The 13739-nt window shown below is 33.1% G+C and carries 13 protein-coding genes; 3 read left to right on the top strand and 10 right to left on the bottom strand.

Annotation, left to right across the window (positions count from 1 at the left end; translation table 11 throughout):
* Positions 1–184 precede the first annotated feature (184 nt).
* Positions 185–1591, top strand: a complete 1407-nt coding sequence (locus tag VLC96_RS13370; protein ID WP_325263663.1) for a carbohydrate porin — start codon at positions 185–187, stop codon at positions 1589–1591.
* A gap of 123 nt (positions 1592–1714) precedes the next feature.
* On the top strand, positions 1715–2893 hold the full coding sequence (locus tag VLC96_RS13365; RefSeq protein ID WP_325263662.1) for an acyl-CoA dehydrogenase family protein: 1179 nt from the start codon (positions 1715–1717) through the stop codon (positions 2891–2893).
* 97 nt (positions 2894–2990) lie between these two features.
* Here the strand turns inward: VLC96_RS13365 and VLC96_RS13360 are convergent, their stop codons facing one another.
* The 9 genes from VLC96_RS13360 to VLC96_RS13320 all read right to left on the bottom strand — a co-directional run bounded on the left by VLC96_RS13360 (position 2991) and on the right by VLC96_RS13320 (position 10369).
* Complete coding sequence (locus VLC96_RS13360) at positions 2991–3308, bottom strand: 2Fe-2S iron-sulfur cluster-binding family protein (protein ID WP_325263660.1); 318 nt, start codon at positions 3306–3308, stop codon at positions 2991–2993.
* Positions 3309–3354: 46 nt separating this feature from the next.
* A complete protein-coding gene (locus VLC96_RS13355) occupies positions 3355–3828 on the bottom strand; it encodes a hypothetical protein (RefSeq protein WP_325263658.1) in 474 nt (157 codons plus the stop codon).
* A 205-nt stretch (positions 3829–4033) separates the two neighbouring features.
* The gene (locus VLC96_RS13350) at positions 4034–4276 is read right to left on the bottom strand and encodes a NifU family protein (protein WP_325263656.1); all 243 of its coding nucleotides are present in this window, start codon (positions 4274–4276) and stop codon (positions 4034–4036) included.
* Between the two features lie 15 nt (positions 4277–4291).
* On the bottom strand, positions 4292–5428 hold the full coding sequence (locus VLC96_RS13345; RefSeq protein WP_325263653.1) for an Mrp/NBP35 family ATP-binding protein: 1137 nt from the start codon (positions 5426–5428) through the stop codon (positions 4292–4294).
* A 196-nt stretch (positions 5429–5624) separates the two neighbouring features.
* Positions 5625–5957, bottom strand: coding sequence for an MGMT family protein (locus tag VLC96_RS13340; protein ID WP_325263651.1), 333 nt, complete (start codon positions 5955–5957; stop codon positions 5625–5627).
* A 7-nt stretch (positions 5958–5964) separates the two neighbouring features.
* On the bottom strand, positions 5965–6600 hold the full coding sequence (locus tag VLC96_RS13335) for a LysE family transporter (protein ID WP_325263649.1): 636 nt from the start codon (positions 6598–6600) through the stop codon (positions 5965–5967).
* A 39-nt stretch (positions 6601–6639) separates the two neighbouring features.
* Positions 6640–7314 carry a tRNA (guanosine(46)-N7)-methyltransferase TrmB gene (gene trmB, locus VLC96_RS13330; protein ID WP_325263648.1) on the bottom strand — a complete coding sequence of 225 codons (675 nt, stop codon included), beginning with the start codon at positions 7312–7314 and terminating at the stop codon, positions 6640–6642.
* A gap of 74 nt (positions 7315–7388) precedes the next feature.
* Positions 7389–7871, bottom strand: a complete 483-nt coding sequence (locus VLC96_RS13325; protein WP_414655574.1) for a nuclear transport factor 2 family protein — start codon at positions 7869–7871, stop codon at positions 7389–7391.
* Positions 7872–7894: 23 nt separating this feature from the next.
* Positions 7895–10369, bottom strand: a complete 2475-nt coding sequence (locus tag VLC96_RS13320) for an AsmA family protein (RefSeq protein ID WP_325263646.1) — start codon at positions 10367–10369, stop codon at positions 7895–7897.
* Positions 10370–10679: 310 nt separating this feature from the next.
* Here VLC96_RS13320 and VLC96_RS13315 point away from each other — a divergent pair, with 310 nt between their 5' ends.
* A complete protein-coding gene (locus VLC96_RS13315; RefSeq protein ID WP_325263644.1) occupies positions 10680–11231 on the top strand; it encodes a porin family protein in 552 nt (183 codons plus the stop codon).
* Between the two features lie 92 nt (positions 11232–11323).
* Here VLC96_RS13315 and VLC96_RS13310 read toward each other — a convergent pair whose 3' ends face one another.
* A complete protein-coding gene (locus VLC96_RS13310) occupies positions 11324–13531 on the bottom strand; it encodes an FUSC family membrane protein (RefSeq protein WP_325263642.1) in 2208 nt (735 codons plus the stop codon).
* Positions 13532–13739: the final 208 nt, after the last annotated feature.

Genomic DNA, 13739 nt, shown 5'->3' with positions numbered 1-13739 from the left:
CTATTTCCTTTCAATAGAAATTTCTTCATAATTCTTCGATTTAATCTTAAAATTTTCATAAAAAATTGCTAAGTTTGAATAAGACCACACCAATAGAATTCAACATCAGGCTCTTATAATAAACTCAGAACAATTTATAATTACGAATGTTATAAAATTTAAAAGCTTTAAACGAATTATAACTATGAAAAACCAGATAGCCCAAATCATTTTTTTTTTATTTACATTAAATTTATTTGCCCAAGCACCACTAATCACTAACAAAAAAATCTCACTTGGGAGTTATGGTAGAGCTGGGATTGCTTATTCCTTAGGAGCTGAAAACAGTGAATTTCCACGATCATTGAATCTAAATGGAATGGGATCTATAGGAGGCCGCTTTGAAGAAAATGATTATTTCGAATTAGCAACCTCAATGAAATTTGACCCAGCAATTGCAGGACATGAAAAGACAAATATCAATATTCAGGCTCGTTTTGCTTTTTACACTACTCAAGGGCAATTAATTGGAAATGTTTCCAACAAATCAATTGGAGGAATTACTACCGCTATCCCAGAATTATACGCAGAAGCCAAAAACATAATGGGCAGTGATTGGACTGTATGGCTTGGTGCCAGATTATTTCGTAATGATGATATACATATTATTGATCATTATTATTTTGATGACCATTCTGGACAAGGAGTTGGAATAAAACATAAGAACACTCAATTCTCAGTTATTTTTGCCGGTTCTATTGATACGACTTCTACATTGCCGCCAAATTTCTATCTTAATATTGTAAACGGAACTCCGGCGTTAGGTTTGCGTAATAGATATATTTCTATTTTAGAACATACTATAATGACCAATAAAGGATACGTTAAACTACTTGGTGAATACCAACGCCTCCCGTCAGGTACAGCTCAGGGTATAGATACTTTTTACAATTATCCGGCCGATAATGGATATGTGGTTGGAGCTAAGTATTACAAAGATATTTCAACCAAATTACCAGGTTCTTTTAATGCGATAAGTGCACGATATGGTTCTGGAATAGCCAATGGTGGGGATGGAGGAAGCAGTAAAACCTATATCACTTATGGAGGTCCTAATCTGGAAACAAACAGCTTCAGGAAAGCATATTCATTAGCCATTACCGAAACTTTCTTACTGAACATCAATAAAAATTACTCGTTAAATGCTTATGCAATATATACCAAAAGTAGAGGAGCGAGCGACAGCTTGAATAAAACTCCAGATTATCTCGGTAAACAATTATTATTTAACCGCAAACAAGATATTGCGCTTGGAGCCAGAGGAACTTGGTATATAAAAGATTGGCTTCATTTGCTTCATGAATTTGATTTAGCCTGGAGAAAAGATGGCACACAAGACTTTGCTCAGATGACCAAATTTACTCTCGCACCAACATTTGTGCCAACAGCCGTTCGAGATGTTTGGGCGAGGCCACATTTTAGATTAGTTTACAGTATAGCACATTATAATCAATTTGCAGCAGACAATCTTTATTCTCCTTACCTCGCGCAAAGTGGAACCAAAAGGTGGGGGCAGTATGTGGGCGCAAAAGTAGAATGGTGGATTTGGTAAATAACACAAATAAAAATCCTCTCATGAATATAGCAGAAAATTATATTTAATTCATTTTTACAACATTACATATTAGTTTTGTTATATTTCTTTATGTAGTTTTGTATCAATAAAAACTACATTATGAGACCCGATTTATTTCAAGCCCCAGATTATTACAATCTTGATGATTTATTAAGTGAAGAACATAAACTTGTCCGTGATTCGGCTCGTGCCTGGGTCAAACGTGAAGTTTCACCTATAATTGAAGAATATGCTCAAAAAGCAGAATTCCCAAAACAAATCATAAAAGGTCTGGCAGAAATAGGTGGTTTTGGTCCCTATATTCCAGTAGAATATGGAGGAGCTGGACTCGATCAAATTTCATACGGTTTAATCATGCAGGAAATTGAACGTGGTGATTCAGGTGTTCGCTCTACATCTTCAGTTCAGTCTTCATTAGTAATGTACCCAATTTGGAAATACGGAAACGAAGAACAGAGAATGAAATATTTGCCAAAACTAGCCACCGGCGAATTAATTGGTTGTTTTGGTCTGACAGAACCCAATCACGGTTCTGATCCTGGAAGTATGATTACCAATTTTAAAGATATGGGCGATCATTATCTTTTAAATGGTGCCAAAATGTGGATATCTAATGCTCCATTCGCCGATATCGCTGTTGTTTGGGCAAAAAATGAAGAAGGAAGAATCTATGGATTAATTGTAGAACGCGGAATGGAAGGTTTTACTACTCCGGAAACTCATAATAAATGGTCATTGCGTGCTTCGGCTACAGGAGAATTGATTTTTGATAATGTAAAAATTCCTAAAGAAAATCTTTTGACTGGCAAATCAGGTTTGGGCGCACCACTTGGCTGCTTGGATTCTGCCCGTTATGGAATAGCTTGGGGTGCTATCGGTGCTGCAATGGATTGTTATGACACAGCTTTGAGGTATGCAAAAGAAAGAATCCAATTTGACAAACCTATTGCGGGAACTCAACTGCAACAAAAAAAATTAGCCGAAATGATTACAGAAATTACCAAAGCCCAATTATTGACTTGGAGACTAGGTGTTTTAAGAAATGAAGGAAGAGCAACAACCGCTCAAATCTCTATGGCTAAAAGAAATAATGTAGATATGGCTCTGCATATTGCACGAGAAGCCAGACAAATGCTGGGAGGTATGGGAATTACAGGAGAATATTCCATCATGAGACATATGATGAATTTAGAATCGGTTATTACTTACGAAGGAACTCACGACATTCATTTATTAATTACAGGAATGGACATTACAGGAATTTCAGCTTTCAAATAAGCTTTATGTATTATATAATTAAAAAGCCATTAGTCGCAAGAAGAAAAGATTGATTTTCTCTTGCGACTAATGGCTAATATTTTTTTATTTAATAAAATTAATTTTCCGGAGCTAGTTCCAACTCTAAGCCGTCAAGTGCCTCGGTAATTGGAATTTGGCAGCCCAATCGACTATTTGATTTTACATAAAAAGCTTCTGAAAGCATTGCTTCTTCATCATCACCCATTGCTGGCAACTCCACATCGTTAAGAACATAACATTGACAAGAAGCACACATTGCCATTCCGCCACAAGTTCCTTCTACTGGAAGCTCATAAGCTTTGCAAAGTTCCATTATGTTCATTGCCATATCTGTTGGAGCCTGTAAATCATGAACTACTCCTTCTCTATCTTTAATTTTAATTAAAACATCCATTAATTCTATTGTGCTAATTTTATTTAAAATAGCCGTTCAAATATCGTTAGCTCTTTAGTTCAAGATCAACGGCCATTTCTTTGTGATTATCTTTATTTAATATTTTTAAACCAATAATATCCGCCTGATTGATAATAAAAACAATAACAGCATTTGGTGCATATGATCCTTCTATAGTTTTAAAAACTAACTTTCCTTCATATGTTAAATTGACCAAGCCTTTTTTATCGGTTTTATTTTTAGTTTGTACCTGCCCTGTAAATTCGGCAGTAATATACGCACTATTATCTAACATTTTTGCTTTACCTCCGCTAAGTTCGGTTAAAAATTCAGCGTTAGATATTTTTAATTGTCCAGCTCTATTGGAGAAAACATCAACAATTTTGCTGAAATTAATTTCACTCCACTCCTCATCAACATTTACATACGTTTTTTTAACAAAGGCCTCTTGAATTGGTTCTTGACCATAGGTTTTACATAGACACAAAAGTACAACAATCAATAAATAAAAGTTTTTCATAATTCAAAGTTTGTTAGTTATGTTACAAATGTAAATTTTTATTTGATTTTTCAAATAAAAATAACTTGAATTATTCACAGCTTTTTTTATATATTACATAAAAAAAGGTAACTTTTTTGGTAATTCATTAATGATAATGATTAAAAAATCGCTTTTTGTTGACAGTGTAATTTGAACCTAGAGGAAAAATTTACAATTTTTTTAATTATAAAACATTTATAACTGTCTCAATTTCAGGAGCGTATTTTTTGATTGTAGTTTCTACTCCAGCTCTTAATGTCATTTGATTTACACTGCAACTAGTACAAGCACCTTCTAGACGTACTTTTACGTGTTTACCTTCATCATCAATTGAAATAAGTGTAATATCTCCACCATCTGAATTCAAAAAAGGTCTGATTTCATCCAGCGCTTTCAAAACATTATTTGTTAATTGTTCTGTTTTCATAAGTTGATATATAATTTATTTTTTAACAGCCGAACATCCAGCCATTGTTGTAATCTTGATCGCTTCTGTAGGTTCTAAATTTTCATTTCTATTTACAACCTCACTTACAACATTACGTGTAATTTGATCAAAAACATTTTCAATAATTGAATCTGTTTGCAATGCAGCAGGACGTCCATAATCTCCAGCTTCACGAATTGACTGTACAATTGGCACTTCTCCTAAGAAAGCCACGTTCAAATCTTCTGCCAAATCTTTAGCTCCTTCTTTTCCAAAAATATAGTATTTGTTATTTGGCAATTCTTCAGGTGTAAAATACGCCATGTTTTCTATAATTCCCAAAACTGGAACATTTATAGCTTCAGACATAAACATAGAAACTCCTTTTTTGGCATCGGCCAATGCAACTGCCTGAGGAGTACTTACTACAACAGCACCTGTTACAGGTAAAGATTGCATGATCGAAAGATGAATATCGCCAGTTCCTGGAGGTAAATCAATTAACATAAAATCAAGTTCTCCCCAATTCGCATCAAAAATCATTTGGTTCAAAGCTTTAGAAGCCATTGGTCCTCTCCAAATTACTGCCTGACTTGGTGATGTAAAAAATCCGATAGAAAGCATTTTGACACCATAACTTTCTATAGGTTTCATTTTTGATTTTCCATCAACTTCAACAGAAATTGGTTTTTCACTTTCTACATCAAACATTATTGGCATAGAAGGCCCATAAATATCTGCATCTAAAACTCCAACTGCAAAACCCATTTTTGACAATGTCACCGCCAAATTTGCCGTTACAGTTGATTTTCCAACACCACCTTTTCCAGAAGCTATTGCAATAATATTTTTTATTCCAGGAATTGCTTTCCCTTTGATCTGATTCGGATTTTCAGCTGCTACAGCTTCAACTTTGATGTTTACTTTTACTTTTGCATCAGCAGAAACCAATTCGTGGATCGTTTTTTTGATATCATCTTCGGCTCTTTTCTTAATGTGCATTGCAGGAGTGTGCAATAATAAATCAACCACAACCTCATCTCCAAAAGTAACTACGTTTGTAACGGCACCACTTTCTACCATGTTTTTACCTTCGCCGGCAACAGTAATTGTTTCTAATGCCTTAAGAATGCTATTTTTATCTAATTTCATTTTTTAATCTTCTATCTTTTTGCGAATGTATAAAAAACGCGTTTTTATTTAAACTAATTTTAGATTGCAAAGATAACGGATTAAGTTCTTATTCTAAAGGATTTGGATTGGATTTATCTATGGTTGCTTAGCTATTAAGCAATATGAACTATTAGAAAAAAGTAATTCATGAACTTGAAGCTCTTAAAAAATAAAATCAGGAAATCATTTCTGGATTCCAGAAAACAGACTCAAAATCTACAATTTGGTTATCTACAACGATAATTCCTTCGCTTTCTAATAATTGCTGCATGAGATTGGTTCCATCAAAATGGTGTTTACCAGTAAGTAAGCCTTTTTGGTTTACCACCCGGTGCGCGGGAACATCTTCGAGATTATGGGCGGCATTCATAGCCCAACCCACCATTCTTGCAGATCGTGCTGCACCTAAAACTTTCGCAATTGCGCCATAAGAAGTGACTTTTCCATATGGGATTTGCCTAACGACAACATAAACTCTTTCAAAAAAATTATCGTTAGTGACTTCCATATTTTTTTTATCCTAAAAATTCTTTTATCAACTTGAAGAGCGTAACAAGGGAAACGAGCCCTGTGATAGTTCCGATAATATAATTTCCATTATTCATCAAGAAAGAAGATTTGGCTTCTCTTTTTTTGAAATAAACAATATAAAGATAAAAAACCAAAAATGAACCAGTCACAACACCAGTCACAAAAATATAAATGAATGTTTCCAGAAATGAAAAATACCCATAGGCAGAAAGCGAAATAGATACAAAAACATAATAAGGTATAGGAAACAAATTCAGAGTAGAAAGCAACATTCCTAAGAAGAATCGGTTGGCTTTACTGCGAATTTTTATTTCTCCTTTAGGGAGTTTAGGTTTTTTGGCTTTCCAAAAAAAATAAATTGTTAATCCTATAAAAATAAATAATCCGACTTCCCTTAGTCTATTAACAATTTCCGGGTGACTATTGATAAAATTAGCAAAAAAAATAGCCAGTAGCGTTTGGAAAAAAACAATAATGGTGGCGCCAACGGCAAAAAATAGTGCTTCGCTTCTTCCGTCTTTAAGACTTACTTTTGCAGCTGTCATATTGATCAAACCCGGAGGCGTAATACCAATAGCTGCAACAATAAATCCGAGAAAAAAAGGTAACACTAATGCCATGCTCTGTTTTTAATCACTTCAAACGAAAAAAATCCAATACTATTTTATTTTAAAACGAATATACGTTATTGCTTTATTTATTTCTAAATATTGTTTTTCATAAAATGTCTGAAAAGCAGTCACTTCCTCTGGACTTCCTTCATTTACATACACATTATGATTAGCGTATAAAACTTCGTGACCTTCTCCGTGCAGCAATCCAAGTGTGTAACCATGCATGAATTCGCTATCGGTTTTTAAATTAACGACACCATCTTTTTTTAGAATTTTTTTATACAATTTCAAAAACTCAGAATTGGTCATTCTGTGTTTGGTTCTTTTGTATTTTATTTGAGGATCTGGAAAAGTAATCCAAATTTCATCTACTTCATTTTCGGCAAAAATATGATTGATTAATTCTATTTGAGTACGAACAAAAGCTACGTTGTGAAGACCAGTTTCAACAGCCGTTTTTGCACCACGCCAGAAGCGGGCTCCTTTGATATCAATACCTATAAAATTTTTATTGGGATATCTTTCGGCCAAACCAACAGAATATTCTCCTTTACCACAACCTAATTCTAGTACTAATGGATTTTCATTTTTGAAGAAATCTGAATTCCATTTCCCTTTTAATGGGAACAAATCACCTACTACCTCTTCTCTTGTTGGTTGAAAAACGTTATTGAATGTTTCGTTTTCTTTGAACCTTTTTAATTTATTTTTACTTCCCACGATATGATTTCTATTTCGGCAAAATTAAGGAATTATATAAGAATGAAAACTCTAGTTCCGAAAAAAACAAAATTTTATGATTTAGAAAACCTTTTTTTAAGCATTGCATCTTCAATTGGAGCAATGATCTTTATGACATCATTGGTATTGTCATTTGGAATAGTCATCGACAAAACATAGTGTTTTATTTTCCATTCATTCCCAATTTTTACAAGAACACCAGAACCACGACAGATTTTCATTTGAGTATCGAGCAGTTCATCAAACCAAGCTAATTTTCCAGAATTATCAAAATAAATATGGCGCTCAATCGCTTTGAAATTCCAGGCCTTTCCTTTGTCAAAATGAGGTTTAGCATATGCTTTAAAATCTTTTAAATTCCAATTTTCGGTAGGGTCTGTTCCGATAAAAATAGCATCATCGGTCATCATTCCAAAATAGTTATTAAAATTACCTTCGGCTGCTGCTTTGTGCCAAGCGTCTAAGGTTCTGTTTATTTGTTCTTTTTCATCCGAAATTTTATAACGTAATGAATCAAAACTTACTAAAGTCAACATAACCAAACTTAAAAATAATATTCTCATATCTTTTCCTTTTTATTTTCTTTTTCCAACCTTCCCATTTTAATTTTCATCTCACCATTTTTATCGTCCACAACTAATAAATGTACCACAATTCCTTTGTATCGTTTGGCTTCCCTTGCTTTTAGGTCTTTTATTTTGTAATCATCTTCGGGATTTCTAAGCGGAATGGTCAAACCTAATTTAGTTCCTTTCTTGAACGAATAAACACCCCCAACATCAAAGTTCAGCACATTCGAACTGACTTTAAAATAATCTACAGTGACCAAACTGCCATTAATGACCGCTCGACCTGATAAATCATTAAAAACAATATGGCTTACATCGCGGTTGGGAAAAGCAACCTTGCCTATTTTCAATATTGGCTTAAAGTTAGTCAGCGAACCATTTTTGATGTTGTACTGTAGATTTCCTCTGGCAGAATCATCAACCAAATCTCCATTTTGAGTCATTTTAATTGATAAATCAGCCTTGGCCGAAAGCTTTCCTTTTATATTTTGAGGCTGAAATGATTTAACACCAAAATTCTTGAAAGAAGTTAAAAACTGAGGAATGTCAACTGTTGTGATATTTACGTTAGTCTTAACATTAAAAATATCCTGTTGCGGAATCATTTGAGAATCAAAAGTAATTTTTCCTCCGCAGGTTTCAATTGCTCCTTGTTTGATGAAAAATTGTCTATTCTTGGCAGCAACAATGATTTTTGCATTTTTTGCTGTCAAATTAGAATACACCATTTGTTTCAGATTCAGATTTATGATTATTTGACATTTTTTGACAAGAGCAATTCTTTTTTTAGCATCCGCTTTACTAACTGCTTTTTTTTCTTCCTTTTGAGACTGTTTTTTGCTGTTGTAAGCCAAAGCACCCATGAATTTTTTCACATCCATAAAAGGGCTGTTGATATTCAGGACTGCCACCATTTTTTCGGGATCGACATAGTAGAGATTGAGAAAATTGTCTATTCTTCCATCTAAAAAAACTATGTTTTTATCTCTTTGATACTTGATATTTCGGATAAACAACGCTTCTTGTGTAAAATCAAGAAGAACATTAGTCTGAAAAGGAAGGTTCATAGATTTGATAAACATATTTGCGTTTTCTATGTCCACTTTTCCGGTAAAACGAGGTTTTGAAATTCTCAAAGCCACAATATCGACATTGAATTTTAAATTTACATTGGCCGTCCCGCTGTTAAATTTTATAAAATCATCACCGAAAATATTTCCCAATTTTTCGACCTCAAATTTGGAACGAAAATCGCCCGTTGCCATAGGTTTTTCCAAATTGTTGATAGCTGCATTCGGAATAACGACTGGAATTCCCATGTAGGTTCCGGTAAATTTTTTGATAATAATAGCCGAGTTAGCGTCATTGTTACCTAAGCCATTTTTAAAATTATTGATATATCTCGCCTCAAAACTACAATCTTTGGTTTCTCCTTCAGACGAAACCAAAACGTTATCCTTAATTTGAGCATCTACAATAATTTCAGGATCACCACCAGCATTCATATCGCCCCTGATGCTGCATTTTGCGTCCAAAGGTTTTGTGAAATTAAAATGATTCAGAATCTTGAATATATGAGGATCCAACAAATGCGCTGCATTGAGCCAAAGAATGTGAGTTTTTAAATTAATATCCATCATGGGATGTTCTTTATCCAAAACAAAACTTGCTTTGATGTCAAAATCGTCATCGCCGATACCAAGTCTATCGGTAAGTATATCAATTTTGTTCTTGGATTTAGAAAATTGTACTTCTAATTTTCCTTTTACCCTTTTGTCTTTTATAAAACTTCCTTTGATGGTATTAAAAGCCATACTTTTGGCCAAAACATTAAGATGTAAATCGGTTTTCCAACCGTCATCTGTATAATCAATTTTACTTTTTAGAGAAGCGACTTCAAAATGGAATAGTTTATTTCTTTGCAAATTCTGAGAAATGAACGTCACATTTTTAAAATCTATTTCATTGATTTCGGTATCAGTTTTGGATTTGGGTTTGTTTGATTTTGGCTTTGGTTTAAAAATATTCGAATTGGAAACTCCGTTTTTATCTTTGAATAAATCAATTTTGGTATCGATTAAAACAACTTTGTCTATTTCTACTTTTTTATGCAATAATCCAAAAACATTCAATCGCACTTCGATTTCCCCAGCTTTAAGAACACTCCTTTTATGTACAGTGTATAAACTGTCTTGTAACTCTACTTTTTTTAAGACTACTGTGAAGTTGGGGAAACCAATTAAAAATTTATAACCAACATCTCCAATACTGGCGTGACCCGTAATATTCTCGTTGATTTTTTGGTTGATTTGGGTCATTATGCTGTCTTTATTTTGTTCAAAATAAATCCGCAAACCAATAAAAAGTAGTAGAAGGAATGCTAATAAAGAAATCAAGAAAATTTTAATTTTTTTGAATATTCCTGTCTTAAAAAAATTTTTGAGGGTTTGCAAAATTTCATTCATAGCTAGTAATTTAGTTTTAGGAACAAAAAATAATAGTATTATAAAGACTGAAATAATAGAAACAGTAGGTATCAGAAGCGCGCCTTTCATTCCAAAGTTAGCATAATATATTACAAAAAGCACCGTTGTATATTAAAAACTTAACGTTTTGCCTACATTTATTATCAAGTTATTAAATGGTTTTTAAATTAAATTTAAAATTGTTATTATGTGGAAATTTTGAAACTGTTTTTTAATTTATAAACTAAATATTTGTAGTAGTTTTGGATCATAATCTAACGTTATGTTATTAATTTAAATTTTAAAAACTATGAAATCATTAAGAATCTTATTATTAGGTGCTTTTATATTATTTGGAGCGAATGCAGTTTCTGCACAGTCATGGGGAATTAGAGCGGGAGCCAATATTTCAGATGTCAACGGTAACGGATTTGACGCAGATTCTAAAACGGGACTTTATGTTGGCGTTTACAGAGAAATACCATTGGTAAAAAGTTTATTATTTATTCAGCCTGAGGTACAATATTCTCAAGAAGGTTTTTCTACTGACACTCAAGATGTAAAATTAGACTACCTTACAGTACCTGTTTTAGCAAAAATTTATGCTGTTAAATTATTAAGTTTTGAAACTGGTCCTCAGTTTGGATTTAAAGTTAGTGATAACCTGAATGACAACATTGTTAATGCAAAAGATTTTGTTCCTTCATGGGCTTTTGGAGCATCACTTAATCTTCCACTTGGTTTATCTATAAATGCAAGATATATTACTGCATTGAACGATAATTTCGAACTAGAAAATGGTTTCGATAATCTATCAGGAAAAAATCAAGTTATTCAAGTAGGAGCTGCTTTTCAGTTTTAAGAGTATCTATAACAACAAAAAATGCCTTAAAGTTCGTTCTTTTAAGGCATTTTTTATTGGCTGATTTTTAGATAGCTAAAAAATCATCCAATTTATGAATCTGCTAAAATCTTTGTTGTATTAAAAATATTTTTGGACAAATTAATCAGCCACATCAATTGTTCGATAACCAATTGTGCTTCCTGCATTTTAACTTGAAAAGCTTTATCATCTATTGAAACTCCTTCCTTCAATTCGGCGACACGAATATTTCTAAGCTCTCTAAATCGAACTGCCAAATCATTTTGGCTTGTATGTTCTGTTGTGGATATCTCTTCTTCATTTAAAACTTTAATGGCATTTTCTAAGTTTTGAATGGCCGCATCAATAACAACATTAAATGACTTGGATGCCGAAGTCGTTTTGTGCGACTGAATATAAGTTCCCAAAGAAGCAATCGACGAAAGCAATGTATGATTGAGTTCTGTCAATCTATAAATTTGCTGTATGTTTTTTTGTTTTGATTTTGGTTCTTGTACCATTCTTTGAAAAGAAGACATCAAATTCCCAACTTCGATAAAAGCATTCTTTCTCGCCAATCGATAAGCCATTGTTACTTCTCCTTTTTGGTTATAAAACATAGAAATTTCCTTTAAGTATCTGCGGTTGGCTTTAATAGCATTTCTGATGTAAATAGGTGTTTTGAAAAACTCCCAAGAAGGCCATAAAAAGTGAGTCGCACTAAATGCCAAAATCCCTCCAACAATAGTATCTATAATTCTGTATTGAAAAACATTTTCCAAATTTGGGGTCAATATTCCGTATAAAAAAACAACGTACATTGTCACAAAAGTTGCCGCTACTTTATAATTAATTGGAGAAAATGAAAATCCCATAAGCCTGCAAATAATCGTTAGCAAACCTAAAATATAAATATTATGCTCAAAATAAAGAATCCCGAAAGCTATTGTCCCTCCCAAAACGGTTCCGAAAATTCTTTGAGATAATCTTGATTTTGTAAGTCCATATCCAGGGCGCATAATTACAACTATGGTAAGCATTATCCAATATCCGTTATGGAAAGGAAGTAAATGACCAATGATTAACCCCAATAAAATAGTAGTTGTTAACCTTACTGCATGTCTGAAAAAAATAGAAGAGAAACTCAAATTCTCAATTAAAGTGCGTAAAGGATATTTTTGAGGAGTAAGAAACTTGTCCAGATCCTTGTCTTTTCCTCGCATCTGTGCGGGAGTAACATTAAATGAAAATGCTTTTTGAATAATTTTAATTTTCTCGATTTGTTTTTCAGCATAATCGAACATCGTCTTTAGCATAAAAACCCCTTCGGAAGCTTCAATATGTCCCAAAGTATTACTATACTCGTTGATGACTTGCTCAAATAAATTTAAATCTATAGCAAGTATATCTTTGGTTTTTTTCCTTTTTTGGTTTTTAACCCTTTTTGCTAGCTCTCTCAAACTCGAGGATAAATCGTAAGCTTGATTTTGGTAAGTAAGCAAAACTTGAGGATGATCTTTAAACTTTTTATGCAATTTATCATGATCAAATGAAGTAGAAAGTGAGAGCTCCTGAATTTCTAATAACGAAAGAAAAGCTATCAGAAGCCTTCGGTTTTCCCTTGTTGATCCCGAATAATTTCCAATCAAAACCTCTCTGATATTTTGATGAATCTCATTCACTTGTACCTGTAAAAGCAATTGTTTTTCTATAATAGCTTGCCGGTCCGCATCTAGATTCCAAAGATTGGCTCTTAATTTTAAATATTTAGCGGTAAGCCTGATGCATTCTGCGATTTGTAATTCTACATAACGGTAAGGATTGATATAGGTAAAAGCGAGTGAAATGGCGAGATAAAACAAACCTCCAACAAACAAAAGCGCAGATTGTTCGAGCATTTCCCAACCGGCTTTTAAATGTGCAAAAGCTAATGAAATCGCAAGCAATGTTGCAAACGATGTCATAATTCCTCTTTTCCCATACACGGTTAACATAGATAAGAAAAAAATCAATAGCGTCAGAAAAGGATAAAAAATCCAGGGATATGGATAAATTATATTAAACAACAGATTTGTAGTTGCAATAATAAAGATAGTGGCCAACACGCCTTTAAACTTATCATTCAACCTGCTGGGAACATCACTATAATAAGTACAAAGAGCGCCCAAGGCAATGGTATAGCCTATCTCAAATTTACCCAAAAAGGCAAACAATAATACAGGGATAACGGTTGATAGTGTAGCTTTTATAGCATTTGTAAAACTAGGAGTATCTGAAAATTTTCGAATTCGATCAATCATACAAAAAATGTCTGGTAATAATAATATCACTACAGGTTTAAACCCGATTGAGTTTTGGCTTTTTTTAGAGGAGACCAAATTTAAAAATTCACCATCTCAAAAAAGATGATAAAAAGCATGTAATTTCTAATTTCTTCAGAAAACAAATAAAAAGTTACACCTATCGATTTTGGTAGTTGTTACTAAAAATATAATAATGATAAAATTG

This window comes from Flavobacterium sp., from assembly GCF_035456085.1.
GTDB lineage: Bacteria > Bacteroidota > Bacteroidia > Flavobacteriales > Flavobacteriaceae > Flavobacterium.
The sequence above is the reverse complement of the archived record's forward strand: the minus strand, read 5'-3'. Positions and strand labels throughout refer to the sequence as shown.

Bases quoted from the DNA above. Each gene is read 5' to 3' on its own strand.
- VLC96_RS13360 (WP_325263660.1), bottom strand. From the start codon at position 3,308: ATGGATGTTTTAATTAAAATTAAAGATAGAGAAGGAGTAGTTCATGAT.
- VLC96_RS13320 (WP_325263646.1), bottom strand. From the start codon at position 10,369: ATGAATGAAATTTTGCAAACCCTCAAAAATTTTTTTAAGACAGGAATA.
- VLC96_RS13345 (WP_325263653.1), bottom strand. From the start codon at position 5,428: ATGAAATTAGATAAAAATAGCATTCTTAAGGCATTAGAAACAATTACT.
- VLC96_RS13325 (WP_414655574.1), bottom strand. From the start codon at position 7,871: ATGTTGACTTTAGTAAGTTTTGATTCATTACGTTATAAAATTTCGGAT.
- VLC96_RS13335 (WP_325263649.1), bottom strand. From the start codon at position 6,600: ATGGCATTAGTGTTACCTTTTTTTCTCGGATTTATTGTTGCAGCTATT.
- VLC96_RS13340 (WP_325263651.1), bottom strand. From the start codon at position 5,957: ATGGAAGTCACTAACGATAATTTTTTTGAAAGAGTTTATGTTGTCGTT.
- VLC96_RS13350 (WP_325263656.1), bottom strand. From the start codon at position 4,276: ATGAAAACAGAACAATTAACAAATAATGTTTTGAAAGCGCTGGATGAA.
- VLC96_RS13315 (WP_325263644.1), top strand. From the start codon at position 10,680: ATGAAATCATTAAGAATCTTATTATTAGGTGCTTTTATATTATTTGGA.
- VLC96_RS13370 (WP_325263663.1), top strand. From the start codon at position 185: ATGAAAAACCAGATAGCCCAAATCATTTTTTTTTTATTTACATTAAAT.
- VLC96_RS13355 (WP_325263658.1), bottom strand. From the start codon at position 3,828: ATGAAAAACTTTTATTTATTGATTGTTGTACTTTTGTGTCTATGTAAA.
- VLC96_RS13365 (WP_325263662.1), top strand. From the start codon at position 1,715: ATGAGACCCGATTTATTTCAAGCCCCAGATTATTACAATCTTGATGAT.
- VLC96_RS13310 (WP_325263642.1), bottom strand. From the start codon at position 13,531: ATGATTGATCGAATTCGAAAATTTTCAGATACTCCTAGTTTTACAAAT.